Source organism: Pseudomonas sp. BNK-15, assembly GCF_047456105.1.
Lineage (GTDB): Bacteria > Pseudomonadota > Gammaproteobacteria > Pseudomonadales > Pseudomonadaceae > Aquipseudomonas > Aquipseudomonas putida_E.
In genome coordinates, this window is the sequence record NZ_CP179898.1 from 5,000,743 (window position 1) to 5,024,210 (window position 23,468).

Genomic DNA, 23,468 nt, shown 5'->3' on the forward strand with positions numbered 1-23,468 from the left:
CGGGCGTAGCGATAGCGCTCATACACAGATGGCGAAGACCATAACCTAAGGTAATACTCATGCTTCCCGGCAAAGAAGGCAGCGACGCCAGTGCACTGGTGTTCAAACTGCGGCACATGGAGGTGTTCAGGGCGGTGATGCTGACCGGCTCGATCAGCGCCGCCGCGAAGATGCTCTACGTCTCGCAGCCGGCGGTCAGCAAGCTCATCGGCTACATCGAGGGGCGGCTGGCCTACCGCCTGTTCGAGCGCATCAACAACCGCCTGGTACCCACCGCCGAGGCGCAGATCCTGTTCCGTGAGGTCGAACGGGTGTATCAGGCGGCGTTGCAGGTCAATGAGTGCGCAGTGGGGCTGGCCACCGGCACCCAGCGCAAGCTGCGGATTTCCTGCAGCGCCTCGTTGTCGACGGTGGTGATCCCGATCGCCCTGGCCCAGCTCAAGCGTGAGGCGCCCGCACTGCAGATCGAATGGCAGACCTCGCTGATGGGCGAGATGCCCAACCAGATCCTGTCAAAAAAGGTCGACCTGTCGATCGCCGCCCTGCCGGTGGTGCACGATCATTTGCATTCCCAGGCCTTCATGCGTGGGCGCATGGTCGTTGCAATGCCCGTCGATTACCCCCTGGCACAGCAGCCCTCACTGACCCTGCAGCAGCTGGAAGGCCACCCGCTGTTACTGTTCCGTCCGGATATGCCGTTCGGCAAGCTGCTGGCCGAGGAGATAGCGCGCCGCGGCCTTCACCTGGACTCGCTGTTGTCGTTCACCAATGCCAACGAAGCCGTGGCACTGGTCAAGCAAGGCATGGGCATCACCTTGATCGATGAGTTCGTGGCACAGGACAGCGGCCTGGCCGTAGTGCGCTTGGCTGACGAAATTCACTTCGATATCAGCTTCGTCCATTCGCGCTTTGAACCGCCGTCGCAGGCGGCGCTGCACCTGATGCGCGTGCTGCATGGCCAGGCGCTCAAGCTGGGGCGGCAGATCCCCGGGTTCGAGTTGCCCAGCATGTGAAGCCGGCGGGTCTGGATTTACCTTCACTGCCAGATTGGATCCGCAGGCTGGAAAACGCTAACCTTGCACCGCCGCGCAGCGCGTGACGGTGCGCAGGCCTACCCATGCACTCAGGAGATTCACCGACATGAACGTCTCATTCCAGCCCCGCTGGCTGCTCGCCCTCGCCCTGCCCCTGGTACTCGCCGCCTGCGGCGACAGCGAACCCAAGCAACGTGCCGCCTTCAGCGAATTCCTGCAGACCCGTATCGTCGACAAGCCAGGGGTGCATGTGCCCAAGCTGAGCGCAGACGAAACCAAGGCTTTTGGCCCCTACAGCGATCACTATGCAGTCATCACCCAGTTCAACGGCGCGATGGATGCCGCCGTGCAGCCTCTGGGTAACCTGCTGCAAAAAGGCGCGGTTCGCTCGCTCAATGATGTCACTGCCCGCCGTGACGACATAAAAGCGGTGCAGACCGGCCTGAACGACATGGGCAAGCAGTTGCAGGAGCAAAAGGCCAAGGCGGACACCGCCCATGCCCAGCTCAAGCAGCCGCAAGACCTCAAGGTGGTTTACGACAAGGCCTTTGAGCGCACCGTCAGCGTCCCGGCCGACACCTTCCTGGACGTGCTGCCGCAAATCAACGGCACCCTGGACAGCAGCCTGAAGGTGGCCGACTACGTGGATGCGCACAAGGAAAAGATAGAAATCAACGGGGCCATCGTGAAGGTGTCCGACCCGACCGTTCAGGCTGAGTTGAATGCCTTGCTGGCGGACCTGAACAACCAGGCCAAGACCGTGCAGCAGGCGCAGGCAAGGCTGAAGACGGTGATGCTCGGGCGCTAGTCGGCTGCGATTGAGGCGGCGGGTGAGGGTTTGCTCATACCCGCTGCGGCAATTGGATGTTCACCCGCAATCCCCCTCCCTCTCCCGCCTGGGCGGTGATCGTGCCCTGATGCAGCGCGATTGCCCGACGGGCGATGGCCAAGCCCAGGCCAAAGCCATCGCTGCCGCTGTCCATACCCCGGTCGAACGGCTCGAAAATGCTCTGCAGGCGCGCCGGGTCCACACCTGGCCCTTGGTCGATGATGGTCACTTCCAGCTGTTCACCGTCGTCGGCCAGCAGCGCCAGCACCCGTACTTCGGTACCCGCAGCGGTGTAACGCACGGCATTGCGCACCACGTTCTCAAAGGCGCGATACAGCAGCTCCTCATGCCCGCGGGTAAAAAATGCGTCATCCGCGCTCAGCGAAACCTGGCATTGCTTCATGCCGGCCTCGAAACGGGCATCTTCGACTATTTGCGCCAGCAACTCGACCACATCCAGCGCTTCGCAATTGCCATCGCACGGCTGTGACTGGGCACGCGCCAGGGTCAGCAGTTGCTCGATCAGGTCATCCATGCGCCGTGATTCGCGCTCGATGCGTTCAAGCATTTCACCGCGGTCCGGCTGCTGGCGTATCAGGCCGATGGCCGCGTGCATACGGGTCAAAGGCGAGCGCAGCTCGTGAGAAATATCATGCAGCAGTTGCTGCTGGGCCTCGACCAGCGCCTTGAGCTGGCTGGCCATGCGGTCGCAGTCTTCGGCAAGGTCGACGATCTCGTCGCGGCGCTTGCCCAGGCGTGGCTTGACGCGCACTTCGAACCGGCCCTGGGCGACCTGCCCCATGGCCTCGCGCAGCCAGGTCAAGGGCCTGGTCAGGTACAGGCTACACAGCAAGGCAAACAACGCGCTCATCAACGTACCGGTGAGGAGCGGGCCCATGGCGCGGGGGCGCGGCGCCTCGTCAAGGGAGGTTGCCACCGAAGCGCGCAGCACCAGGGCCTGGCCGCCCTGGTCGAGCAGCGCCCGCTCGAAACGAGGCATGGCCACAGCCCTGCCGGCCAGCAAGTGGCCGGTGCCGTCATACAGCCCCACCTGCACACCTTCTGGCTGGGGCGAAACCTGCAACAGCTGGCGGCCGGCCTGCTCGCCGTAGCGGTGCAACATGTTCAGCTCGGTAACCAGCAGCGAACGCAGCGCCGGGGTGTCGCCACGCAGGTCGTCGAGCATGAAGGCCCCCGCGCCCACCAGGAACGTCAGGCTATTGGCCAGCCAGAAGGCCAGAAACAGCTTCCAGAACAGGCGCCGACGCATCATTCGACGATCAGCATGTAGCCCATGCCCCGTACGCTCTGGATCCAGCTGCTGCCGTCGGCGCGTGGGCCGAGCTTCTGACGGATGCTGCTGATGTGCACATCGATGCGTCGATCGTAACGGGTCAGCGGGCGGCCCAGGGCGTTGAGCGACAGGTCTTGCTTGCTCACCAGTTGGCCCGCCTGGCGAGCCAACGCTTCGAGCAGGCTGAATTCAGTCCCGGTCAGTTCCAGAGGAGCAGCGGCCCACTGGGCCTTGCGGCGCCCTGGCCACAACGTCAGCGCCCCACTGCCGATGGCTTCGCCAGCCTGGCTTTCAGCCAACGCGTGCGGTTGCACCCGGCGCAGGATCGCGCGCAAGCGCGCCACCAGTTCGCCCGGGGAGCTGGGCTTGGGCACGTAGTCATCGGCACCCAGCTCCAGGCCGGCAATGCGGTCGATGTTGTCACCACGGGCGGTGAGCAACAGCACCGGAACCTGGCTACGCGCACGAATGCGCCGCAACACTTCGATCCCTGAGATGCCCGGCAGCATCACATCCAGCACCACGATGCGAAAAGCCCCACTCAAGGCTTTGGTCTCGCCCTCTTCGCCGCTAGCCACGGCGGTCGCCTGGAAACCTTCGCGAGCCAGGTAAAGGGCAAGCATTTCGGTGAGTTCGCGGTCGTCATCGACCAACAGCACAGGAATCATGGTGGGTACGCTTAGGCAGGGGTTACAAAGCGCTCATGATCGCCCTGCCGCGCCAGGCTGTCACCGCAAGCTGGGCGAACTTTACACATCTTTACCCTGGGTTAACCGCGCCAAACACAGCCTGCCCTTATCCTCATCGCCCGCTTGCCTGGCAGCCGCCGCGCGCCTTCGCCGAGCCTGCTCAGCCACCCTTACGCCCGCCTGGAACCCCCGATGAACTACCCGCGTCTGTTGTTCTCCATCCTGCTGCTACAAGCCTGCGCGGCCCAGGCGGCGCCGTTCAGGATCGCCGACATCAGGGTCAACGGCCTGCAGCGGGTATCCGCCGGCAGCGTTTTCGGTGCCTTGCCCCTGAACGTGGGCGATCAGGCCGATGACCGGCGCCTGGTGGAGTCCACCCGTTCGCTGTTCAAGACCGGCTTCTTCCAGGATATCCAGCTGAACCGCAACGGCGATGTCCTGATCATCAACGTGGTCGAGCGCCCGTCGGTGTCGAGCATCGAGATCGAAGGCAACAAGGCGATCAGCACCGAAGACCTGATGAAGGGCCTGAAACAGTCGGGCCTGGCCGAAGGCGAGATCTTCCAGCGTGCCACCCTCGAAGGCGTGCGTAACGAACTGCAGCGCCAGTACGTGGCCCAGGGCCGCTACTCGGCCGAGGTCGACGCCGAGGTGGTGCCGCAGCCGCGCAACCGGGTTGCCCTGAAGATCAAGATCAACGAAGGCACCGTCGCTGCCATCCAGCACATCAACGTCGTCGGCAACACCGTGTTCGACGATGAAGAACTGGCGCAGCTGTTCGAGCTCAAGACCACCAACTGGCTGTCGTTCTTCAAGAATGACGACAAGTACGCCCGCGAAAAACTCTCCGGTGACCTGGAGCGCCTGCGTTCCTACTACCTGGACCGCGGCTACATCAACATGGACATCGCTTCCACCCAGGTGTCGATCACCCCGGACAAGAAGCACGTCTACATCACCGTCAACGTCAACGAAGGCGAGAAGTACACCGTTCGTGACGTGAAGCTGTCGGGCGACCTGAAGGTGCCGGAAGACCAGGTCAAGTCGCTGCTGCTGGTGCAGCCGGGCCAGGTGTTCTCGCGCAAGGTGATGACCACCACGTCCGAGCTGATCACCCGCCGCCTTGGTAACGAAGGCTATACCTTCGCCAACGTCAACGGCGTGCCACAGCCCAATGACGAAGACCATACCGTCGACATCATGTTCGTGGTCGACCCGGGCAAGCGTGCCTACGTCAACCGCATCAACTACCGCGGCAACACCAAGACCGAAGACGAAGTGCTGCGCCGCGAAATGCGCCAGATGGAAGGCGGCTGGGCTTCGACCTACCTGATCGACCAGTCCAAGACCCGCCTGGAGCGCCTGGGCTTCTTCAAGGAAGTCAACGTCGAGACCCCGCCAGTGCCGGGTACCGACGACCAGGTCGACGTCAACTACAGCGTCGAAGAGCAGGCATCCGGCTCGATCACCGCCAGCGTGGGCTTCGCCCAGAGCGCCGGCCTGATCCTGGGCGGTTCGATCAGCCAGACCAACTTCCTCGGTACCGGTAACAAGGTGTCCATCGGCCTGACCCGTTCGGAGTACCAGACCAAGTACAACTTCGGCTTCACCAACCCGTATTTCACCGAAGATGGCGTGAGCCTGGGCTACAACCTGTTCTACAGCAGCACCGACTACAGCGATTACTACGATGACGGCGTTTCCTACTACGCCATCAACAGCTATGGCGCGGGCGTGAGCTTGGGCTACCCGATCAGCGAAACGTCGCGCCTGACCTACGGCCTGACCCTGCAACACGATGACATCTCCCCCGGCACCTATAGCGCCGACGAGATCTATGACTTCATCCAGCGCGAGGGCGAAAGTTTCAACAACCTCAAGGCTTCGATCGGCTGGTCCGAGTCGACCTTGAACAAGGGGGTGCTGGCGACCCGTGGCCACTCACAGAGCCTGACGCTGATGGCCACTACGCCAGGCAGCGACCTGTCCTTCTACAAGCTCGACTACAGCGGCCAGACCTACCTGCCGCTGAGCGAACGCACCACATTGCGCCTGCATACCAGCCTGGGCTACGGGGATGGCTACGGCTCCACCGAGGGCCTGCCCTTCTATGAGAACTACACAGCCGGTGGCCAGGGTTCGGTACGCGGCTTCAAGGATGGCTCGCTGGGCCCGCGCAATACGCCGGCGACCGGTACCTATGCAAGTGCCGGTCAAGCCTATTACTCCGACCGCGATACCGATGCACTGGGCGGCAACATCCTGGTGACCGGCGGCGCCGAGTACATTTTCCCGATGCCCTTCATCAAGGACCAGCGCCAGCTTCGCAGCTCGGTGTTCGTGGACGCGGGCAACGTGTTTTCCGACACGTGCTACCTGTCCACCACGCAGGGTTGCGGCAGTGTGGGCCTTGACCAGCTGGCGGTGTCGCTGGGCGTCGGCGTGACCTGGTACAGCCCCATGGGGCCGCTGACGTTCAGCCTTGCCACACCGGTAAAGAAGCCGGAGAACGCCGAGACGCAGATATTCCAGTTCTCGCTGGGGCAGACCTTCTGACTTATCCAGGAGCGGGGTTGTGTCGTGCCGGCAGCGGTCGCGAGCAGGCCGCTTCACGGGAAGCGGGTCTTACCCGCTTTTACCCCGGCTTAACCCAAGTTGACAGTCCGTTTGCCTAAGCTGACTCCCCTAGAACTCGCCTGGCAGGTACCCCTTCATGTTGCAAGAACAACTACCCACCCCGCTGCTGGAGCAGGTGCAGCAACGCCTGGCCAGGTTGCTCGGCCCAAGCTGCATCGTGACGCTGGCCAGCAGCGTAAACGACCAGGGCGTGAGCCACTACCATCTGGCGATCCAGCACGAAGGTCATGGAATATCCCTGGAAGACAGCGGCATCATCAGCGCAGATTTCGCCGATCGCCTGCTTGCCATGGTCGGCCAGGTAAGCACCTTGCTCGATTCAGAAACACTCAAGCGCATGGCCAGCGCTGAGCCATCGCGCCCGCTCGTGTGGATCAGCGACCGGTCAGGACCGTGTCAGACGCAACCTTCGGCCAGCACCTGAGCCCGGGTGATGACATTACCGAAGTGATGCTTCCACAGCTCGATGCCCATTTTCCCTGAACGATCCAGGGAAGACCCCACCGTCAGGTCGGTAATCAACGTCGGCATGAGCCCTTCGTCGAACAGGGCAAAGCCGGCGGCAAGCACGCACGTCTCGGTCTGCAACCCGCAGACCAACACCCGCTCCGCGCCCAGCCCCCTGATGTACTCGATGGTCTCGGCAGTCTGCCTGTAACCCTGTTTGACAAAGACCTTGTCAGCCTCGACCAGGCACTCGTCTTCTGCTGCAGGGTGCCAGCCAAGCTGCCGCTCGAACGGCGTGACCTGTTCATCATGCAACTGGAGCGAGGCAATGGTCGGGATCGTCGCAGACAACGCGCGCACACCATCGACCAGCCACTCGGGCGGGCTGAAGGTGGACTGTATATCGACGATGAGTAAAACCTGCCGCATGGCTGTCTCCGGGGCGCTGGCAAAGGTACGGAGTATACCGTTGCTGGTGGCCGATGACGCCCTTGAACCAGCACCCCGCGTTGCACCACTGATGAGTCAAGTTGCGGTTTTCTAGAACTTTTTTCGGTTTGAAGGTCTATGTGAACAGGCAGATGAAGATTGCCGGCTCCCTCAGGGTTTGCCCGCGACGCCATGGCCCAACGTCCCAATGTCTATCAGAGGTTGTCTTCGCTCATGAAAATCCATGTCCCACGGATAGTGCTCCTGGGCCTGTTCGCGTTCGCGGCAATGGGCTCGGCATCTGCAACACCGGCGAAGGCGTCAATGCCGCTGCTCGCAACCAAGGCCACCTCTTCTCAGGCCCACATCGAGGGCGCCAACAGCCCTTGGCCGAGCCTGGCGAGCGTAGCAGCCGCGCAACCCGCTACGCTGCTGGCCCATGATGACCGTTACCGGCGCGACGGCCACTGGCACGACCGTAGAGACGACTGGCGTCGTGACCAATGGCGGCGCGACCAATGGCGCCGTGAGCAGGCGCGCCGTGAAGCGGAACGCCGCCGCGACTGGCAGCGCCGCCATGAGCGGGCCATGCACCACCGCTACGAAGCCGATCACCACTACTATCGCCGCTGATTCTGGTTGGAATCAAAGCCTCATGGGTCTTTCGTGCAGGGTGGTCCCGAGCACCACGCCTTGAGATTTGAGATTTATCAACAGTTCAAGTCCCAAGGTTTCAATGGTGCCCGGTTCGATGCCGGCACGTGCTGCCAACCCCGCCAGGTGTTCACGCCCGCTCACTTGCCTTTCCTGCAAAGACACCAGCAACGCATGGGCCAGCGGCGCAAGGCGCGAGAAATGCACCTTGTGGTCTGCGCCGCGGCAGGCCAACAGAAGGGTCGGCGTTGTCGGCACCTGCGATGGAATACGCCCAGGGCCGATATGGCTGACCGGCCACGCGTAGGCAAGTGGTGCAGCAAGGCAGGACAATAACGGTACGCCCTGAAGCAGGTCACCGTTCGGGTCATGCGCCAGGTCTGTGCCATCACTGAGCATCAGCACCGTCTCGATCCATTCATAATGGGCCAGTTCGGCCACCCAGCCCGGCTGGTCGGCACGGTTTTGCAGGTATTCGACCAGCTCGCCAGCCACTTCGGTGAACAGCGGCGTCTGGCAGCGATGGTTGGCGTAGAAGCTTTCAATCAGCGCCAGCCACCGCTCAGGTCCCAGGCTAGCCTGCAGCACCGGAAAGCTGCCGGCCAGCAGCGACTGCACATTGCCGAAGAACAGCCGCCGATACACCGCCAGGCGCCGCGCCTCGATGCCCGGTGGCGGCGGGTTGGACTGCGGGTCACGGATGAACCGGGCCATCCGCATCTGCTGCTCGCGCAAGGTATCAGCCATGGCGCACCTGCGGCGCGCTTGCAGCGGTTTGCAGGTCGCGAATGTAATCCACCTCAAGCAACAGTTCGGCCAGCGGCGGCAGGTTGAAATCGCGCTCCAGCAGGGTCGGCACAGCACCCAAATGCTCATAGGCACGGGCCAGCAAGCGCCACACGTCCTCCTTCACGCTCGCACCGTGGGTATCGATCTTCAGATCCGGTGCTTCATCGTAGTGCCCGGCCACGTGCAGGCACACCACCCGCTCGGCCTGCACGCGGGCGAGGAAATCGGCAGCGTCATAGCGGTGGTTGCAGGCATTGACGATCAGGTTGTTGATGTCAAGCAACAGGTCGCAGCCGGCTTCTTCGAGCACGGCGCTCAGGAACTCGATTTCGCTCATCGCCTGGTACGGTGCAGCGTAATAGGAGATGTTTTCCACCGCGATGCGCCGGCCGAGCGCGTCCTGCACCTGATGGATGCGCTCAGCGGTATGGCGCACGGCTTCGTCGGTGAAGGGCATGGGAATCAGGTCGTAGAGATGACCGTCATCGCTACAGTAGCTCAGGTGCTCGCTGAACAGTGGCACGCGATAACGGTCGAGAAAATCGCGGATCTGCCGTAGAAAAGCGCGATCCAGAGGCTCAGGCCCGCCCAACGACAGGGACAAACCATGACAAGCCAGCGGGAAACGCTCAGCCAGGCGCTCCAGGCCTTTGCCATAACTGCCGCCTACACCGATCCAGTTGTCAGGGGCGCATTCGAGAAAGTCCACGGCACCGGGGGCCATGGTCAGCAACTCAGGCAGCAGCGCCCGGCGCAGACCAAGGCCGGCGCCTTGCAAGGGAAGGGATGTGCTCATGGCGTGCTCCTTGAAGCGACCACCCTCCCGGGCCTATCAGCGCAGGGAGGATAGCGCTGGTGGTCAGTCCTGGCCTGGCTCAGTCAGCTACAGATGGGGCGCGCGAGGCATCGCCACACTTGCCTTCACCACACTTGCCTTCGGCCTGGGTAGCCTTGGCCTTGGCATCGCTGGCGCCACATTTGCCCTCGCCGCATTTACCTTCGGTCTGGGTGGCCTTGGCATGGGCGCTGTCGGCGCCGCACTTGCCCTCGCCACATTTGCCCTCCCCGGCCTTTTCGGCAGCAGCGAGCTGGTAGCCCTGCGGCAGTGCTTCGACAGCAAAGGCCGATGCGGTCAGGTTGATGCCGCCCACCAGTGCGATGCTGAGCAGGCCAAGGCGGGTCTTGTTGGGGAACTGGATACGGGACATGGTGCTTCTCCGGATAGGTGCGCGGCCAAGCCGCACGGTCATGCCTCAAGGGCGATTGCGCCAGAACTACAGGCCGTCGGGCTGTTCATTCGGGTTGGCTCATTTGGCCTGAGGCATGTATCCGTGACGTATCGGCAGAACGAGGCATTTGTAAGCAAGTGGCTTGGCAAAGCGCCTTGATACAGAGTGATACACAGGCGTGTCTGCCAAAGCGAAACCGACAGGCCACGTCAGGTCTCACAACACCCATCATCGAGTGCCTCTATCAAACCATCCAGCCTATCGATTTGACTGCGTCAAATTGCCTCAGATAACGTGCGCCGCTCTACGAAGTCGATCGAGCTTGTCTGTTTTGCCCTTCTTCTGAATACCTCGCTAACTGCCCTGCGCGCTCTCTGTTAATCCCGACCCGCTGCATGCCTCACGGCGTGACCGTCGTCCTTGTGTTCGAGTTACTGAAATGTCCGTCAATACGCCCTCCCGCATCACCGAGCTGGTCATCGAAGCCGGCACCCGCAAAGCCCACCTGCCCGCCCGCGCCACGCTCATCCTCGGTTTTCTGGCGGGCGCATTCATTTCAATGGGGTTTCTGCTGCACATCCATGTCAGTACCATGATTCCTGCCCCCTGGGCCTCGTTGGGCAACTTGCTGGGCGCTGCGGTATTTCCGATCGGGCTGATCCTGGTCATCCTGGCCGGCGGCGAATTGCTCACCGGCAACATGATGAGCCTGCCCCTGGCGATGTTCGCCCGGCGCATCCGCCTGGTGGACGTCGCGCGCAACTGGCTGCTGGTGACCGTGGCAAACCTGCTGGGTGCGCTGTTCGTGGCGTACTGTTTTGGCCACTTGCTCGGGCTCACTGAAGGTGCCTACCTGAACAAAACGCTGGCAGCGGCAACCAGCAAGACCAGCGCCGACTTCCTCCACGCATTCGTTTCGGGCATCGGCTGCAACTGGCTGGTGTGCCTGGCAGTGTGGCTGGCGTATGCCAGCCGTGAGATGAGCGGCAAGATTCTCGGCATCTGGTTCCCGATCATGGCCTTCGTCGCCATCGGCTTCCAGCACGTGGTGGCCAACATGTTCCTGATCCCGGCTGCGATCTTCGCCGGTTACCTGAGCTGGGGCCAGCTGGTGCACAACCTTGCAGCAGTCTTCCTGGGCAACGCCGTGGGTGGGGCGATCTTCGTGGGGTTGGCGTACTACGTCTCCTTCGGCACCTCGGTAGAAGAACAAGCCGCCACGCGTTAAGCCCACCGTTTGCCATGGGTGGCGCAGCCTGCGGTCAAGCAGTGGCCGAGACTGCACACTGCCGCAAGCCCCGAATAAAACCTGAACGTTTGCCGAAAGCCTCCAGTCGCAGGAAATAGACGCACTTGATTGCGCGAATGCATTCCTGACCGTGAGGTTTTCCCATGAACACCAACCCCCAACAGGGTGTCGATGGGCATCCCATCAGCCTGACACTCAACGGCGAACGCACGTCGCTACACGTCCAGCCCTGGACGACCCTGCTCGATCTGCTGCGTGAGCAACTCGATCTGATCGGCAGCAAAAAAGGTTGTGACCATGGCCAATGCGGCGCCTGCACGGTGCTGCGCGACGGCAAGCGGATCAATGCCTGCCTGACCCTTGCCGTGATGTGCGACGGCGCCGATCTGGTCACGGTCGAGGGACTGGCCCAAGGCGAGCAACTGCACCCCATGCAGCGTGCCTTCATCGCCCATGATGCTTTCCAGTGCGGCTATTGCACACCTGGCCAGATCTGTTCGGCAGTCGGCCTGGCCCATGAAGGCCGCGCCGTTACCCGTGAAGCCATTCGCGAGCACATGAGCGGCAATCTGTGCCGCTGCGGCGCCTACAGCAATATCCTTGCTGCGGTCGAAGAGGCATTGCCGCTGGTGCAGGCGACCGCCAAGCCTCAGGGAGGGCCGAACCCATGACCCCTTTCAGCTACTGCAGGCCTGCATCGGTCAGTGAAGCGGTAAACATGGCGGACGAATCCACCCGCTTTATTGCCGGCGGCACCAACCTGGTCGATCTGATGAAGGAGAACGTGGTTAACCCGCAGCGCTTGATCGACATCACCGCCCTGGACCTGCACGGCATCGAGCCCACCGCCAACGGCGGCGTTTTGATTGGCGCATTGGTCAGCAACGCCGACCTTGCCTGGAATGCGGTGATCGAACAGCACTACCCGTTGCTGTCACAAGCCATCCTTGCGGGCGCATCACCGCAGCTGCGCAACATGGCAAGTACCGGGGGCAACCTGTTGCAGCGTACGCGCTGCTATTACTTCTATGACACCGGCACCCCCTGCAACAAACGTGAGCCAGGAAGCGGTTGCCCTGCCCGCTCGGGTCTCAACCGCATCCACGCCATTCTCGGCGCCAGCGATACCTGCGTTGCCACGCACCCCTCGGACATGTGTGTGGCGCTGGCAGCACTCGATGCCGTTGTGCACGTGCAAGGCCGCGCCGGCTCACGGCTGATCCCCTTTACCGACTTCCATCGCCTGCCAGGCAACACGCCGGAGCGTGACAACCAGCTGTCAGCCGATGAGCTGATTACCGCGATAGAACTGCCACCTGCTGAGTTTGCGCAGCACTCTCACTACCTGAAGATTCGCGACCGTGCCTCGTACGCGTTTGCACTGGTATCGGTCGCTGCCGCGTTGAAGTTCGATGGCGACGTCATCCAGGAAGCCCGGGTGGCTCTGGGAGGCGTAGCGCACAAGCCTTGGCGAGACACAGCTGTGGAGAAGACCTTGCAAGGTCAAAGGGCTTCCCACGCCCTCTTCGCGCGCGCGGCCCAAGCATGGCTGCAGATGGCAAAACCGCTGAGCCACAACGCTTTCAAAGTGGAACTCGCCAAACGTGCGATCGTCCGTGCGCTCAGTGAAGCCGCAGGCGACGCCAGCATTCAGAGGACGACGCCATGACCCAGACGACCAATGTGGTGGGCAAACCCCTGGACCGCGTGGATGGCGTTGCCAAGGTGACTGGCAAGGCGCGGTACGCCGGTGAGTACCCCGAGGCCGGGCTGCTTCACGCCAGTGTGGTATCGAGCACCATCGCCCGCGGCCGGGTGCGCTCGATCGACGCTAGCCAGGCACTGCAGTTACCCGGCGTGGTCGCGGTGCTGCACCACGCCAATCGCCCACGCATTTCCAGCTATGACGACGACTACAGCGATGCCGACTCAGCCGAAGGCTCCCCGTTCCGGCCGCTATTCAACGACCGTGTGCTGTATAGCGGGCAACCGTTGGCACTGGTGGTCGCCGAGAGCCTTGAACTGGCCCGCCATGCCGGCGCCCTGGTGCGCATCGACTACAGCGAAGAGCCGCACCAGACCGACCTGTTCGCGGTGCTCGACCACACGCACCCGGCACCCGCCCAAACGCCAGAGCCGCGCGGTGATTTCGCAGGGCATTACGCTCAAGCCGCAGTACGTGTCGATGCCACCTACGACACGCCCATCGAGCATCACAACCCGATGGAGCCCCACGCGTCGACCGTTTTCTACAAAGCTGGAGACTCCCTGGAAATTCATGACAAGACCCAGGGTACGCAGAACTGTCAGGACTACCTGCACAAAGTGTTCGGCCTGCCCAAACAGAACATCAGGGTGCTCGCCGCCTTTGTCGGCGGTGCCTTTGGCTCCGGGCTGCGGCCGCAATACCAGTTGCCGTTGGCAGTCATGGCAGCCCTGCACCTGAAACGTTCGGTGCGCCTTGCCCTCACACGCCAGCAGATGTTCACCTTCGGCTATCGTCCCCGTACGCAGCAGCGGCTGCGCCTGGGTGCGGCGACGGATGGCAAGCTGCTGGCAATTGCCCACGACGCGCTCGGCCAGACATCGCGCTTCGAAGACTTCACCGAACACCTGGTGGAGTGGAGCGGCATGCTCTACCACTGCGACAACGTTGCGCTCGATTATCGCCTTGCGCCGCTCGACGTCTATACCCCGCTGGACATGCGTGCGCCGGGTGCCGCGTCCGGCGTGCTCGCACTGGAGTGCGCGATGGATGAGTTGGCATGCGCTGCGAACCTCGACCCGCTCCAATTGCGTCGACGCAATTTTGCCAGCCACAATGGCAACGACGGCAAACCCTATTCCAGCAAAGAGCTGTTGGCCTGTTATGACCAGGGCGCCGCGCGCTTCGGCTGGGGCAAACGCACCCCAAAGCCTCGCAGCATGCGAGAGGGCAACCAATTGATCGGCTGGGGCGTGGCCGGCGGGGTCTGGGAAGCGCTGCAGATGAAGGCCAGCGCCAAGGCCTGCTTCGACAGCCACGGGCATTTGACTGTCAGTAGCGCCACCACTGACATAGGTACCGGTACTTATACCGTGATGACCCAGATTGCTGCGGACGCTGCGGGGGTCTTGCCCGAGGATGTGACCTTCCTGCTGGGCGACTCCTCACTACCGACAGCGCCGTTACAGGGCGGCTCGTTTACGGTGTCTTCGGTGGGTTCGGCAGTGCAGCAGGCCTGTCAGATCCTGCGCACCAAGGTGCTGGAACTCGCGCGCCAGAATTTCCCCGAAATAGCGGCGACGCCGGCAGAGAATGTGGCGTTCGCGCAAGGCTACCTGCAAGCGGGGAAACACCGTATTGCCATCGCCAGCATCGCCGCAACGGCCAAGGACGGCGAGCTGCAGGTGCAGATCGACGCCGAGCCCGGTGCCGGACGCCAGCCGTTCTCCACCGCTACCCATTCGGCCGTCTTCGTAGAGGTACACGTTGACGAAGACCTGGGTACGATCAAGGTCATGCGGGTGGTCAGCGCGGTGGCCGCCGGGCGTGTGGTCAACCCGAAAACCGCCCGTAGCCAGATCCTCGGAGGCGTGGTCTGGGGGTTGGGCATGGCGTTGCAGGAAGAGACGCAAACCGATCATGAACTCGGTCGCATCCTCAACCACAACCTGGCCGAGTATCACATCCCGGTGCATGCCGATATCGCTGACATCGAGGTGATGTTCGTGGAAGAGCACGACGATATCGTCAATGACCTAGGCTCCAAGGGGGTAGGCGAGATCGGCGTCGTTGGAGTCGCGGCGGCGGTTGCCAATGCCGTTTACCATGCTACCGGCAAACGCGTGAGAGCGTTTCCGATATCGCTGGACAAAGTGCTCTAGCAGCGGGCGGGGTTTGCGGGATCGGGCGCCACGCAGGCGGCGCTCGAGTCAAGGGTAGCGAAGATCTCCAGGCATACCTCCACCGCGCCTGAACATCAGAGTTTAAAGCGAACGTGAATGGTGCTTTTATCTGTGCCCCCATCAATCGAGATCGCCGAGCTGCCATAGCCTGAATAACTTCTGACAAGCCGCATGCCAAGGCCCGTTCCGCTAGGTTTGGGATAATTTTCGGGAAAACCGTCACCCTCGTCAGTGACGGTGATCAACGCGTGGTCACCTGCATCCCGCACGCTGACCTCGATGGTGCCTTTGCCGTATTTCAAGGCATTGGTGATCAGCTCGGAGATGACCAGGCCCAACGGCGCCATTCTTGCTGGCAGCAGGGTGAATGCGTCAGCGTCAAGGACGATCTTCCGGTCGGCCAGTGCCCTCCCCAGGTCACCGAGCAAGGCTCCGAGGTAGTCGCCGGCAAGCACCTCTTGATCGGCCGTCTGATAGAGCCGTTCATGCACGCTGGCAATGGTCACAACCCGACCCGCTGCCGTTTCCAGTTGCAGCTTGACCGCGGCATCCGGCGTCAGGTTCGCCTGCAATAGCAACAGGGTATTGACCAGATGCAGGCTGTTCTTGACGCGGTGATGGATTTCTTCGAGGTGCAGGTCGTTCTTGTTGAGCCTGGAGTTCTGTGCATCGATCAGCGACAGCAACTGAGCCTCATAATGGTGCCGTTCGGTGATGTCCCTGGATACCGCAATGAGTTTTTCGACCTGGCCATCGGCGTTCAACACGGGGGCAACGGAGACATCCCACCATTTAGGCGCCTGCTGACCGGTAGGGCAGAACCCTTCGAAGCGGGTCGACTCGCCTCTGGCGACTTTTTCCAAGGCCTCCTGGACGACCGGGCCCGACTCGGCAGGCCAAAGCTGCAACCATGGCTGCCCTTTGATCTCTGCCAGGTCGGCGATATGCATCAACGCCAACCCGGCGTCGTTCATGAACTCGATGTGACCGCTGCTGGACAACACGTTCACACAGTCCGGGCTGGCGTTGAGCATGCTTTCCGAATAGGGGTCGGCCAGCTGAGGATCATCCCCAGCGGTCAGCCGCTCAACCGCCATGGAGATAACGTTGGAGATCCCTTCCAGGAACACCAGATCGCTTTCGATGAAATCCTCACCATCGCTACTGTCTGCCTCAAGTACCCCAAACGGCATCAATGCGCCCCTGATAGGCACGTTGATGGCACGCTCGATACCATACTTTTTCAGCAATTCTGGCGTTCTGAAGCGCTGTTCCTGGCCCAGGTGGTTCGAAATCACAGGCCGATAGGTTTGAATGGCAAACCCGGCAGGGCTGGCCTCGTCGGCCCCCACTGTCGCGTGGCCAATATCGGACTCATCCCACCCTACCCCATGCGACAGCAGAAACCTGTCGCTATCGGGAATCGGCATCAGGACCTTGGCGAATCGGGTGTGCATGCCTTTGGCCACCAGTGTGCAAGCCTGGTCAAGCACGTCATCCAGGTTGGTGGATTTAAGCGACATGACCGCGTACTCGACCACCAGCTCGTGCTGCCTGTGCAGCCGGGCTTGGGATTTCCTGAGTGCGGCACGAATGGTCTCGTCAGGGGGCAGCTGCTGCATCAATAGTCTTCCAGGGCGCTGAGAAATGCCGTTCTAAGGTTAGCCTTTGCAGAAACGGCCGTAGGCTACATCAGATCTGGTGTAACACCGCTGATCGCTTCGGTGCAACCACCAACATTGATGTACGCATGCCCCTTGCCTGCGCTTTGATCATGCAAGCTGGATATAAACCGAATAACTGCCCAGCAACAGCCAGAACCCAAGAAAGATCCAAGGCGTACGCAGCGAAAAAAGCAGGGACTTGCGATGCCCTGCACGGGAGGTTTCCGCCTCGCAAAACAGCGGAGATTCGTCATAAGCCAGGCCCATCATGGGTTCACTGAGCAGAAGATGGCTTTGCTTGAGCTGCCAGTGATCGATGATCCGATAGGCCGCGCGAATGCCAGGCCATGCATTGAGCGTACTCATCACGCCCAGCAATGCGAGAAAGGCGGGCACCAGCAATGTGAACATCTCACCCCAGCTCTGGTTCAGGTTGCCCATGGACGACACGTAAGCGATGACCAGAAACGACTGGGCGGCCAGGTAGGCATCGGTGCGGTTGGCCAGGATGGTGGTCTCGTACTGAATTTCCCTGCGGTAGAAGTCCAGCCGCTCCTTAGGCGAACCGAACATCCTCGCATTGTGTTCATCGATCTCGTGTTCAGGGGTGGTAGGGGTGATGATTCGAGGCACGTGGCGACTCCTGGTGTTCGCTGAGCCATACCGGGTGGCGGTAGGCGCTTGAGCGGTAGAACAGCGCGCACAACGAAAATTCAGTCGCCATGCCCAGGCCAACCGTCCGTCGTTCAAACACCGGATCCCGTCCAACAAACCCTTGTCACATCTTTCGAACAGGTATGAGCCTTCCAACTGCAGGAGCTTGCACCATGCGTGACTACCCTACCCCTCCGTTTCCCTCACAACCGCAAAGCGTCCCGGGTTCGCAGCGCAAGATGGAACCCTCCCCGGACTGTGGCGAGCACACCTACACCGGCAACGGCCGACTCAACGGCAAGATAGCGCTGATCACTGGCGCCGACAGCGGAATCGGGCGTGCAGTCGCCATCGCCTACGCCCGCGAAGGCGCAGACATTGCCCTCGCCTACCTTGATGAGCACGACGATGCGCAGGAAACCGCCCGTTGGGTCCAGGCCGCTGGCCGGCAATGCCTGCTGCTGCCCGGGGATCTGGCGCGCAAACAGCACTGCTACGACATCGTCGACAAGACCGTGGAGCAGTTTGGTCGTATCGACATTCTGGTCAATAACGCCGCGTTTCAGATGGCGCACGACAGCCTCGATGAGATCGACGATGACGAATGGGTAATGACATTCGACGTCAACATCACGGCCATATTCCGCATCTGCCAGCGGGCGCTGCCATCGATGCCCAAAGGCAGTTCGATCATCAACACCAGTTCGGTCAATTCCGATGACCCATCGCCCAAACTGCTGGCCTATGCCACCACCAAAGGCGCCATCGCAAACTTTACCGCCGGGCTGGCCCAATTGCTGGGAGACAAAGGGATTCGGGTCAACAGTGTGGCACCAGGCCCGATCTGGACCCCACTGATCCCTGCCACTATGCCCGATGAGGCGGTGAAAAACTTCGGGTCGAGCTATCCGATGGGCCGGCCGGGCCAACCGGTTGAGGTAGCTCCGATCTACGTCTTGCTCGGCTCCGATGAGGCCAGCTACATCTCTGGCTCACGCTATGCCGTTACGGGCGGCAAACCCATTCTTTGACCCGCAAGGCCGTGATTCCACAACCGCGATGAGGTGCACCATGAACGCTATCGATCTACTGATTCAAGACCACAAACTGGTTAAAAAGCTGCTGGACGAACTGTCTTCAACCACCGAGCGCGCCGTCAAGAAGCGTGCCGAACTCCTGCATCGGATCGAGCAGGAGTTGCAGATCCACACCGCGCTTGAAGAAGAGATCCTGTACCCGGCCATCAAACAAGCCGGGGGCAAGGAAGAAGCGAAGATGTACTACGAGGCAAAAGAGGAACACCGCACGGTCGATGCGCTGGTGTTGCCGGACCTGCTGCACACCGAAACCGGCACCCTCGAATTCGCAGGCCGCGTCAAAGTGATGAAAGAGTTGCTTGAACACCATATCGAAGAAGAGGAGGACGAGTTGTTTCCCACGGCGAAAAAGCTGCTGAGCAAAGATCTGCTGGAAGAAATGGGCCAAGCCATGGAAGCGCATAAAAAGATGCTCAAGGGTGAGCAGCGTGCCGCTTGAATTCAAAGCAGCCAAGCAAAAGGCATGAAATGCCACTGGCAGATGCTGCAAGGAGCCGCGGGCAGGACTATGGCCCCATACGCCTGCCCTGGCCTCAACGTTTGCCTAGCATTCTTGCCAACACGAAGGTTGCCAGCACGGCCAGCACCACTGCGCCAGTAATGGACGGTACCGTACCCAGCGGCTCGATCGAGCTTTTCACCGCCAGGTAAAAGCCCAACACCCCCACAGCGCCAATGGCATTGCCACGCACGATCGCACCCAGCTCCTGGTGACCGCCCTGAACATGGGCGAACACCGCCAGCGGCCAGGCAATCACCGGGATGGGTGCCAGCAGGCCGCTGGCCACCGGCCCAAGCCATTGGGCACTGGCAGTGATCGCCACCAACAGCAGGGTTGCCGTGAGCATGCGCATGGGGATCACCCAGCGAGGCAGCGGCACAACCTTCGCGGCACCGGCCTGCGCATTGTTCGAGGTAAGGATGATGATCAGCGTAAGCAGGAGCAACGTCACGCCGACTGACACCGTCACCATGCCCAAGCGGCTCATTACAAAGGCGGTGACCGCGTAAACCGCCACGCCCGTGATGCAGCCGATAAAAGCGGACACATGCCGGGTCACCAGGTAGTAGAACAGGTAGGTTGCCTGTACGGCGGCCAACCCCGCCAATGCGCCAGGCACCGCCTGCAACGCAAAACCAGGCCCCTGTTCGAGGCTGAGAAACAACATGACCAGGGCCGAGGTGACCGGCAGCCCGGAGAGCAGCCCACCGATCTGGGTACCCCAGCGCCTGGCTGCCAGCGAGATGGCCAGCATGAGGGTCGGGGTGATCAGGAACTTGAGGTAGAAGGCGGTCATTGAGGGCGGCATCGGGTTCAAAAGACAGGAGTGGGCTTATCGCGCCTGGCAGGCGACAGATCGGCACCTCATGCTAATGGAACCGGTGTGGCTTTACTCAGGTTTTTAGCGGACTGCCCTGTACCAAGGGCTTGCAGACGCACAGGGTCATCTTGTGCCAGCCAAGTGCATCTGCCCCTGCAAGAACATCATCAATCCCTGAGCCGCCGGCGACAGGCTGCGCCCCTTACGAGTGAGCATGCCTATGTGCCGCTCGACCTTGGGTTCAGCCAACGGCAGGAACGCGAGCCGTTCGTTTTCTTGTGGAAACGCCAGATACGGCAAGGTACTGATGCCCACACCCTCTTCGAGCATCGCAATCAGCGAAATCATGTTGGAGACAAACAGCCGGCTGTGCGCCAGCAGGCTTTCTGCATCGGTACCCTCAAGCAACCGCGACGTGCCATTGCGGATCATCGGCAACCCTTGCAGCTGCGACCAGTGCAACGTCGCCTCAGCCTGGACCAACGGATGATCGGCCCGGCACACCACGCCTACCTGATCATTGATGATCGGCGCGAAGGCAATCTGCTCATCGAGCGTCCACAGGCTGCTGATGCCAAAATCCACCAGCCCCTGGGCCAGCAGTTGCTGCACACTTTCGGCGGTACCGTCCTGGATGCTGACCTGCACGTTCGGGTGCTCGGCTACAAAACGCGCCAGCGGCGCCGGCAGCAGCCGGCTGGCAACTGACGGCACGGTGGCGATGCTGACCTGTCCGATCTCGTGACGGGCCAGCAAGGTCGCTTCGCGGGCAATGCGGTCATGGTGCTCAAGCAAACTGCGAAACAGCGGCAGGCAATGCTCGCCAAAAGGCGTCAGTTCAACCCGGCCACCGCCCTTCTCCACCAGCGCCTGGTCCAGCTTCTGTTCCAGCTCACGCACTGCCAAGGATATCGCGGGTTGGGTACGGCAGGCCTGACGGGCAGCGGCGTGGAAGCTTTTCAATTCAGCGACCAGGACGAAGTAGCGCAACTGAGTGATCTTCAGCTCGGGCAACATGGTTAGCAATCCTTATCAAAGCATTTTTTTTATTAATTTTTATTTGCCTCATATTGCTCGCAAGATGATTGCCAGGCAAACAGAGGCGTTCATCCATGTCACACCAGACCTACAAGAACTACATCGATGGCCAGTGGTGCGAAGGGCCGACCACCCTCGCCAACCACAGCCCCTCGGACACCCGCGACCTCATCGGTCACTACCACCAGGCCAGCGCCGACCAGGCTCACCAGGCCATCCAGGCAGCCGGCGCCGCGCAACCGAAATGGGCCGCCAGCGGCCTGGAAGCGCGCCAGCAGGTGTTGATGGCCATCGGTGACGAACTGATCGCCCGCAAACAGGAGCTCGGTGAACTGCTCTCGCGTGAAGAAGGCAAACCGCTGGCCGAAGGCATCGGCGAAGTCAACCGCAGCGGCCAGTTCTTCCATTACTATGCCGCCGAAGTGCTGCGCCAGATGGGCGAAACCGCCACATCGGTGCGCCCAGGTGTCGAGATTGAAGTACTGCGTGAACCCGTGGGTGTCGTTGGCATCATCACTCCGTGGAACTTTCCCATGGCCACGGCGGCCTGGAAGATCGCTCCGGCGTTGGCCTTTGGTAACAGCGTGGTGTTCAAGCCGGCCAATCTGGTACCCGCCAGCGCCTGGGCGCTGACCGAAATCATCAGCCGCCAAGGCCTGCCAACCGGCACTTTCAACCTGGTCATGGGCAGCGGTGCCAGCGTCGGCGAAACCCTGGTGCAGTCCGCAGACATCAGTGCCCTGACCTTCACCGGCTCCCTGCAGACCGGCCGGCACGTGGCGGTCGCCACCGCCGGCAACCTGGTGCGTTGCCAGCTGGAGATGGGCAGCAAGAACGCCTTGGTGGTGATGGAAGACGCCGACCTTGATCTGGCCGTGGACTGCGCGCTCAATGGTGCCTTCTACGGTACCGGCCAGAAGTGCACCGCCTCCTCACGCTTGATCGTCTGCGACGCCATTCACGACCGCTTCGTCGAGGCCCTGCGCCTGCGCATGCGCCAGCTCAAGGTTGGCCACGCGCTGCAGGCCGGGGTGCAAATCGGCCCGGTGGCCGAGGCGCGTCAACTTGAGCAGAACCTGGAATACCTGCGCCTGGCCCAAGCCGAAGGCGCCACCCTGATAGAAGGCGGCGAACGCCTGCAACTGGAAACCGACGGCTTCTACATGCGCCCTGCGCTGTTCATCAACAGCCACAACCACATGCGCATCAACCGCGAGGAAGTGTTCGGCCCGATTGCCTGCGTGATTCGGGTCCGCGACTTCGAAGAAGCACTGGCAACGCTCAACGACACCGAGTATGGCCTCACCGCCGGCATCATCACCCAGTCGCTGCACTACGCCAGCGCCTTCAAGCGCCGTGCCCAGACCGGCTGCGTGATGGTCAACCTGCCCACCGCCGGCACCGACTACCACGTCCCGTTCGGCGGCCGCAAAGCCTCAAGCTTCGGCCCGCGTGAACAGGGCCAGTACGCCCGTGATTTCTACACCGTGGTCAAAACCACCTACCTGCGGCCCTGAAGGAGTTCAGACCATGAGCGACATCCTGATGATCGACGGCCTGCAGTATTCCAACTGGAGCCCGGAGATTTTCCAGCAGATGCAGGCCGGTGGCCTGAGCGCCGTACACGCCACCATCGCCTACCACGAAAATGCCCGCGAGACGCTGTCACGCCTGGGCGAATGGAACCGCCGCTTCGAGACCTGGCCCGAGCTGATTCGCCCGGTGCGCTCGGCCGCCGACATACGCCTGGCGCGACAGGAAGGCCGGGTGGGTATCTTCTTTGGCTTTCAGAACTGCTCGCCAATCGAAGACGACATTGCCCTGGTCGAGGTATTCCGCCAACTGGGGGTGTTCGTCATGCAGCTCACGTACAACAACCAAAGCCTGCTGGCCAGCGGTTGTTACGAACGCCAAGACAATGGCATCAGCCGTTTCGGCCGCCAGGTGATCGCCGAAATGAACAGGGTCGGCATGCTCATCGACATGTCGCACAGTGCCGAACGCAGCACCCTGGAGGCCATCGAGCTGTCCAGCCGGCCGGTCATCATTTCCCATGCCAACCCGGCGAGCTTCCATGCTGCCAAGCGCAACAAGTCCGATGCGGTACTGCGCGGCATCGCCGAATCCGGTGGCCTGTTGGGTTTCAGCACCTACCCCTTTCACCTCAAGGGCGCCTCGCAGTGCAGCCTGGAAAGCTTCTGCGACATGGTGGCGCGAACCGCCGACCTGATGGGTGTGGAGCATATCGGCATCGGCACCGACCTGTGTCAGGCGCAACCGCTGGCCGTACTCGAATGGATGCGCAACGGCCGCTGGAGCAAGGACAAGGACTACGGCGAAGGCTCCAAGGACAACGCCAACTGGCCGGCACCCTTGCAGTGGTTCCGCGACAGCCGCGACTTCCCCAACATCGCCCACGGCCTGCGTGCCCGGGGCTTTGCCGAGCAGGACGTTGAAAAGATCATGGGGCTCAACTGGTTGCGCCTGCTGGAGAGCGCCACCACGGCGCCCATCTGAGCCCACTG

The 23,468-nt window shown here is 61.7% G+C and carries 23 protein-coding genes and 1 pseudogene; 13 read left to right on the top strand and 11 right to left on the bottom strand.

Translation table 11 applies throughout. From position 1 onward, the window contains the following. Positions 1-59: 59 nt before the first annotated feature. Positions 60-1,013 (top strand): LysR family transcriptional regulator, encoded by a 954-nt coding sequence (locus ACMGF5_RS22950; RefSeq protein ID WP_174141121.1) that lies wholly within the window; start codon positions 60-62, stop codon positions 1,011-1,013. Positions 1,014-1,140: 127 nt separating this feature from the next. Next, positions 1,141-1,842, top strand: a complete 702-nt coding sequence (locus ACMGF5_RS22955; RefSeq protein ID WP_119687114.1) for a DUF3053 domain-containing protein — start codon at positions 1,141-1,143, stop codon at positions 1,840-1,842. A 34-nt stretch (positions 1,843-1,876) separates the two neighbouring features. Here the strand turns inward: ACMGF5_RS22955 and ACMGF5_RS22960 are convergent, their stop codons facing one another. After that, positions 1,877-3,136: an ATP-binding protein gene (locus ACMGF5_RS22960; protein ID WP_046786053.1), complete on the bottom strand. Its 1,260-nt coding sequence runs from the start codon at positions 3,134-3,136 to the stop codon at positions 1,877-1,879. Beyond that, positions 3,133-3,825, bottom strand: coding sequence for a response regulator transcription factor (locus ACMGF5_RS22965; protein ID WP_119687116.1), 693 nt, complete (start codon positions 3,823-3,825; stop codon positions 3,133-3,135). Before ACMGF5_RS22965 ends, ACMGF5_RS22960 begins: the two co-directional genes overlap by 4 nt. A gap of 213 nt (positions 3,826-4,038) precedes the next feature. On the opposite strand from ACMGF5_RS22965, the gene bamA reads away from it, so the two are divergent. Both bamA and ACMGF5_RS22975 read left to right on the top strand, forming a co-directional pair. Next, positions 4,039-6,402 (top strand): outer membrane protein assembly factor BamA, encoded by a 2,364-nt coding sequence (gene bamA, locus ACMGF5_RS22970; RefSeq protein ID WP_414157258.1) that lies wholly within the window; start codon positions 4,039-4,041, stop codon positions 6,400-6,402. Positions 6,403-6,559: 157 nt separating this feature from the next. Beyond that, entirely contained in the window at positions 6,560-6,907 is a 348-nt protein-coding gene (locus ACMGF5_RS22975; RefSeq protein ID WP_414157259.1) for a hypothetical protein, read from the top strand. On the opposite strand, the gene ACMGF5_RS22980 is transcribed toward ACMGF5_RS22975, so the two are convergent. Next, positions 6,880-7,359 (bottom strand): isochorismatase family protein, encoded by a 480-nt coding sequence (locus ACMGF5_RS22980; protein WP_414157260.1) that lies wholly within the window; start codon positions 7,357-7,359, stop codon positions 6,880-6,882. The genes ACMGF5_RS22975 and ACMGF5_RS22980 overlap by 28 nt on opposite strands. 324 nt (positions 7,360-7,683) lie before the next feature. On the opposite strand from ACMGF5_RS22980, the gene ACMGF5_RS22985 reads away from it, so the two are divergent. Further along, positions 7,684-7,992 carry a hypothetical protein gene (locus ACMGF5_RS22985; protein ID WP_348632612.1) on the top strand — a complete coding sequence of 103 codons (309 nt, stop codon included), beginning with the start codon at positions 7,684-7,686 and terminating at the stop codon, positions 7,990-7,992. Positions 7,993-8,004: 12 nt separating this feature from the next. On the opposite strand, the gene ACMGF5_RS22990 is transcribed toward ACMGF5_RS22985, so the two are convergent. The 3 genes and pseudogenes from ACMGF5_RS22990 to ACMGF5_RS23000 all read right to left on the bottom strand — a co-directional run. Beyond that, positions 8,005-8,760, bottom strand: coding sequence for a DUF2063 domain-containing protein (locus ACMGF5_RS22990; protein ID WP_414157261.1), 756 nt, complete (start codon positions 8,758-8,760; stop codon positions 8,005-8,007). After that, positions 8,753-9,598, bottom strand: coding sequence for a DUF692 domain-containing protein (locus tag ACMGF5_RS22995; RefSeq protein ID WP_046786046.1), 846 nt, complete (start codon positions 9,596-9,598; stop codon positions 8,753-8,755). Before ACMGF5_RS22995 ends, ACMGF5_RS22990 begins: the two co-directional genes overlap by 8 nt. An 82-nt stretch (positions 9,599-9,680) precedes the next feature. Beyond that, positions 9,681-10,010, bottom strand: a pseudogene (locus ACMGF5_RS23000) (hypothetical protein); the annotation flags it as partial. Between the two features lie 460 nt (positions 10,011-10,470). Here ACMGF5_RS23000 and ACMGF5_RS23005 point away from each other — a divergent pair. The 4 genes from ACMGF5_RS23005 (at position 10,471) to ACMGF5_RS23020 (ending at position 15,147) form a co-directional block, all read left to right on the top strand. After that, positions 10,471-11,259 carry a formate/nitrite transporter family protein gene (locus tag ACMGF5_RS23005; RefSeq protein ID WP_046786045.1) on the top strand — a complete coding sequence of 263 codons (789 nt, stop codon included), beginning with the start codon at positions 10,471-10,473 and terminating at the stop codon, positions 11,257-11,259. 164 nt (positions 11,260-11,423) lie between these two features. Further along, positions 11,424-11,951, top strand: coding sequence for a (2Fe-2S)-binding protein (locus ACMGF5_RS23010; RefSeq protein WP_125923670.1), 528 nt, complete (start codon positions 11,424-11,426; stop codon positions 11,949-11,951). Next, positions 11,948-12,949: an FAD binding domain-containing protein gene (locus ACMGF5_RS23015; protein ID WP_204918107.1), complete on the top strand. Its 1,002-nt coding sequence runs from the start codon at positions 11,948-11,950 to the stop codon at positions 12,947-12,949. Before ACMGF5_RS23010 ends, ACMGF5_RS23015 begins: the two co-directional genes overlap by 4 nt. Continuing rightward, positions 12,946-15,147: a xanthine dehydrogenase family protein molybdopterin-binding subunit gene (locus ACMGF5_RS23020; protein WP_414157262.1), complete on the top strand. Its 2,202-nt coding sequence runs from the start codon at positions 12,946-12,948 to the stop codon at positions 15,145-15,147. Before ACMGF5_RS23015 ends, ACMGF5_RS23020 begins: the two co-directional genes overlap by 4 nt. Positions 15,148-15,242: 95 nt before the next feature. Here the strand turns inward: ACMGF5_RS23020 and ACMGF5_RS23025 are convergent, their stop codons facing one another. The 3 genes from ACMGF5_RS23025 to ACMGF5_RS23035 all read right to left on the bottom strand — a co-directional run bounded on the left by ACMGF5_RS23025 (position 15,243) and on the right by ACMGF5_RS23035 (position 17,556). Then, the gene (locus ACMGF5_RS23025) at positions 15,243-16,790 is read right to left on the bottom strand and encodes a sensor histidine kinase (RefSeq protein ID WP_125923672.1); all 1,548 of its coding nucleotides are present in this window, start codon (positions 16,788-16,790) and stop codon (positions 15,243-15,245) included. 150 nt (positions 16,791-16,940) lie between these two features. Beyond that, complete coding sequence (locus tag ACMGF5_RS23030) at positions 16,941-17,465, bottom strand: hypothetical protein (RefSeq protein ID WP_046786040.1); 525 nt, start codon at positions 17,463-17,465, stop codon at positions 16,941-16,943. Next, a complete protein-coding gene (locus tag ACMGF5_RS23035; protein WP_256658422.1) occupies positions 17,434-17,556 on the bottom strand; it encodes a hypothetical protein in 123 nt (40 codons plus the stop codon). The genes ACMGF5_RS23030 and ACMGF5_RS23035 overlap by 32 nt, the downstream gene beginning before the upstream one ends. Before the next feature lie 103 nt (positions 17,557-17,659). Here ACMGF5_RS23035 and ACMGF5_RS23040 point away from each other — a divergent pair, with 103 nt between their 5' ends. Continuing rightward, complete coding sequence (locus ACMGF5_RS23040) at positions 17,660-18,517, top strand: SDR family oxidoreductase (protein ID WP_115274645.1); 858 nt, start codon at positions 17,660-17,662, stop codon at positions 18,515-18,517. 40 nt (positions 18,518-18,557) lie between these two features. Then, positions 18,558-19,022 (top strand): hemerythrin domain-containing protein, encoded by a 465-nt coding sequence (locus ACMGF5_RS23045; protein WP_012314710.1) that lies wholly within the window; start codon positions 18,558-18,560, stop codon positions 19,020-19,022. Between the two features lie 94 nt (positions 19,023-19,116). On the opposite strand, the gene ACMGF5_RS23050 is transcribed toward ACMGF5_RS23045, so the two are convergent. After that, a complete protein-coding gene (locus tag ACMGF5_RS23050; protein ID WP_414157263.1) occupies positions 19,117-19,881 on the bottom strand; it encodes a hypothetical protein in 765 nt (254 codons plus the stop codon). A gap of 147 nt (positions 19,882-20,028) precedes the next feature. After that, positions 20,029-20,922 carry a LysR family transcriptional regulator gene (locus ACMGF5_RS23055; RefSeq protein WP_414157264.1) on the bottom strand — a complete coding sequence of 298 codons (894 nt, stop codon included), beginning with the start codon at positions 20,920-20,922 and terminating at the stop codon, positions 20,029-20,031. A 95-nt stretch (positions 20,923-21,017) separates the two neighbouring features. Here ACMGF5_RS23055 and ACMGF5_RS23060 point away from each other — a divergent pair, with 95 nt between their 5' ends. Both ACMGF5_RS23060 and ACMGF5_RS23065 read left to right on the top strand, forming a co-directional pair. Beyond that, positions 21,018-22,460 carry an aldehyde dehydrogenase family protein gene (locus ACMGF5_RS23060; RefSeq protein WP_414157265.1) on the top strand — a complete coding sequence of 481 codons (1,443 nt, stop codon included), beginning with the start codon at positions 21,018-21,020 and terminating at the stop codon, positions 22,458-22,460. Between the two features lie 13 nt (positions 22,461-22,473). Further along, positions 22,474-23,460, top strand: a complete 987-nt coding sequence (locus ACMGF5_RS23065; RefSeq protein WP_414157266.1) for a dipeptidase — start codon at positions 22,474-22,476, stop codon at positions 23,458-23,460. Positions 23,461-23,468 lie beyond the last annotated feature (8 nt).

Coding starts and splice junctions, on each gene's coding strand:
- ACMGF5_RS23020 (WP_414157262.1), top strand. CDS start 12,946: ATGACCCAGACGACCAATGTGGTGGGCAAACCCCTGGACCGCGTGGAT.
- ACMGF5_RS22960 (WP_046786053.1), bottom strand. CDS start 3,136: ATGATGCGTCGGCGCCTGTTCTGGAAGCTGTTTCTGGCCTTCTGGCTG.
- ACMGF5_RS22995 (WP_046786046.1), bottom strand. CDS start 9,598: ATGAGCACATCCCTTCCCTTGCAAGGCGCCGGCCTTGGTCTGCGCCGG.
- ACMGF5_RS22985 (WP_348632612.1), top strand. CDS start 7,684: ATGCCGCTGCTCGCAACCAAGGCCACCTCTTCTCAGGCCCACATCGAG.
- ACMGF5_RS23025 (WP_125923672.1), bottom strand. CDS start 16,790: ATGCAGCAGCTGCCCCCTGACGAGACCATTCGTGCCGCACTCAGGAAA.
- ACMGF5_RS23055 (WP_414157264.1), bottom strand. CDS start 20,922: ATGTTGCCCGAGCTGAAGATCACTCAGTTGCGCTACTTCGTCCTGGTC.
- ACMGF5_RS22955 (WP_119687114.1), top strand. CDS start 1,141: ATGAACGTCTCATTCCAGCCCCGCTGGCTGCTCGCCCTCGCCCTGCCC.
- ACMGF5_RS22950 (WP_174141121.1), top strand. CDS start 60: ATGCTTCCCGGCAAAGAAGGCAGCGACGCCAGTGCACTGGTGTTCAAA.
- ACMGF5_RS23005 (WP_046786045.1), top strand. CDS start 10,471: ATGTCCGTCAATACGCCCTCCCGCATCACCGAGCTGGTCATCGAAGCC.
- ACMGF5_RS22990 (WP_414157261.1), bottom strand. CDS start 8,760: ATGGCTGATACCTTGCGCGAGCAGCAGATGCGGATGGCCCGGTTCATC.
- ACMGF5_RS23035 (WP_256658422.1), bottom strand. CDS start 17,556: ATGGCGACTGAATTTTCGTTGTGCGCGCTGTTCTACCGCTCAAGCGCC.
- ACMGF5_RS23045 (WP_012314710.1), top strand. CDS start 18,558: ATGAACGCTATCGATCTACTGATTCAAGACCACAAACTGGTTAAAAAG.
- ACMGF5_RS23060 (WP_414157265.1), top strand. CDS start 21,018: ATGTCACACCAGACCTACAAGAACTACATCGATGGCCAGTGGTGCGAA.
- ACMGF5_RS23010 (WP_125923670.1), top strand. CDS start 11,424: ATGAACACCAACCCCCAACAGGGTGTCGATGGGCATCCCATCAGCCTG.
- ACMGF5_RS22975 (WP_414157259.1), top strand. CDS start 6,560: ATGTTGCAAGAACAACTACCCACCCCGCTGCTGGAGCAGGTGCAGCAA.
- ACMGF5_RS23050 (WP_414157263.1), bottom strand. CDS start 19,881: ATGACCGCCTTCTACCTCAAGTTCCTGATCACCCCGACCCTCATGCTG.
- ACMGF5_RS22965 (WP_119687116.1), bottom strand. CDS start 3,825: ATGATTCCTGTGCTGTTGGTCGATGACGACCGCGAACTCACCGAAATG.
- ACMGF5_RS23040 (WP_115274645.1), top strand. CDS start 17,660: ATGCGTGACTACCCTACCCCTCCGTTTCCCTCACAACCGCAAAGCGTC.
- ACMGF5_RS23065 (WP_414157266.1), top strand. CDS start 22,474: ATGAGCGACATCCTGATGATCGACGGCCTGCAGTATTCCAACTGGAGC.
- bamA (WP_414157258.1), top strand. CDS start 4,039: ATGAACTACCCGCGTCTGTTGTTCTCCATCCTGCTGCTACAAGCCTGC.
- ACMGF5_RS23015 (WP_204918107.1), top strand. CDS start 11,948: ATGACCCCTTTCAGCTACTGCAGGCCTGCATCGGTCAGTGAAGCGGTA.
- ACMGF5_RS22980 (WP_414157260.1), bottom strand. CDS start 7,359: ATGCGGCAGGTTTTACTCATCGTCGATATACAGTCCACCTTCAGCCCG.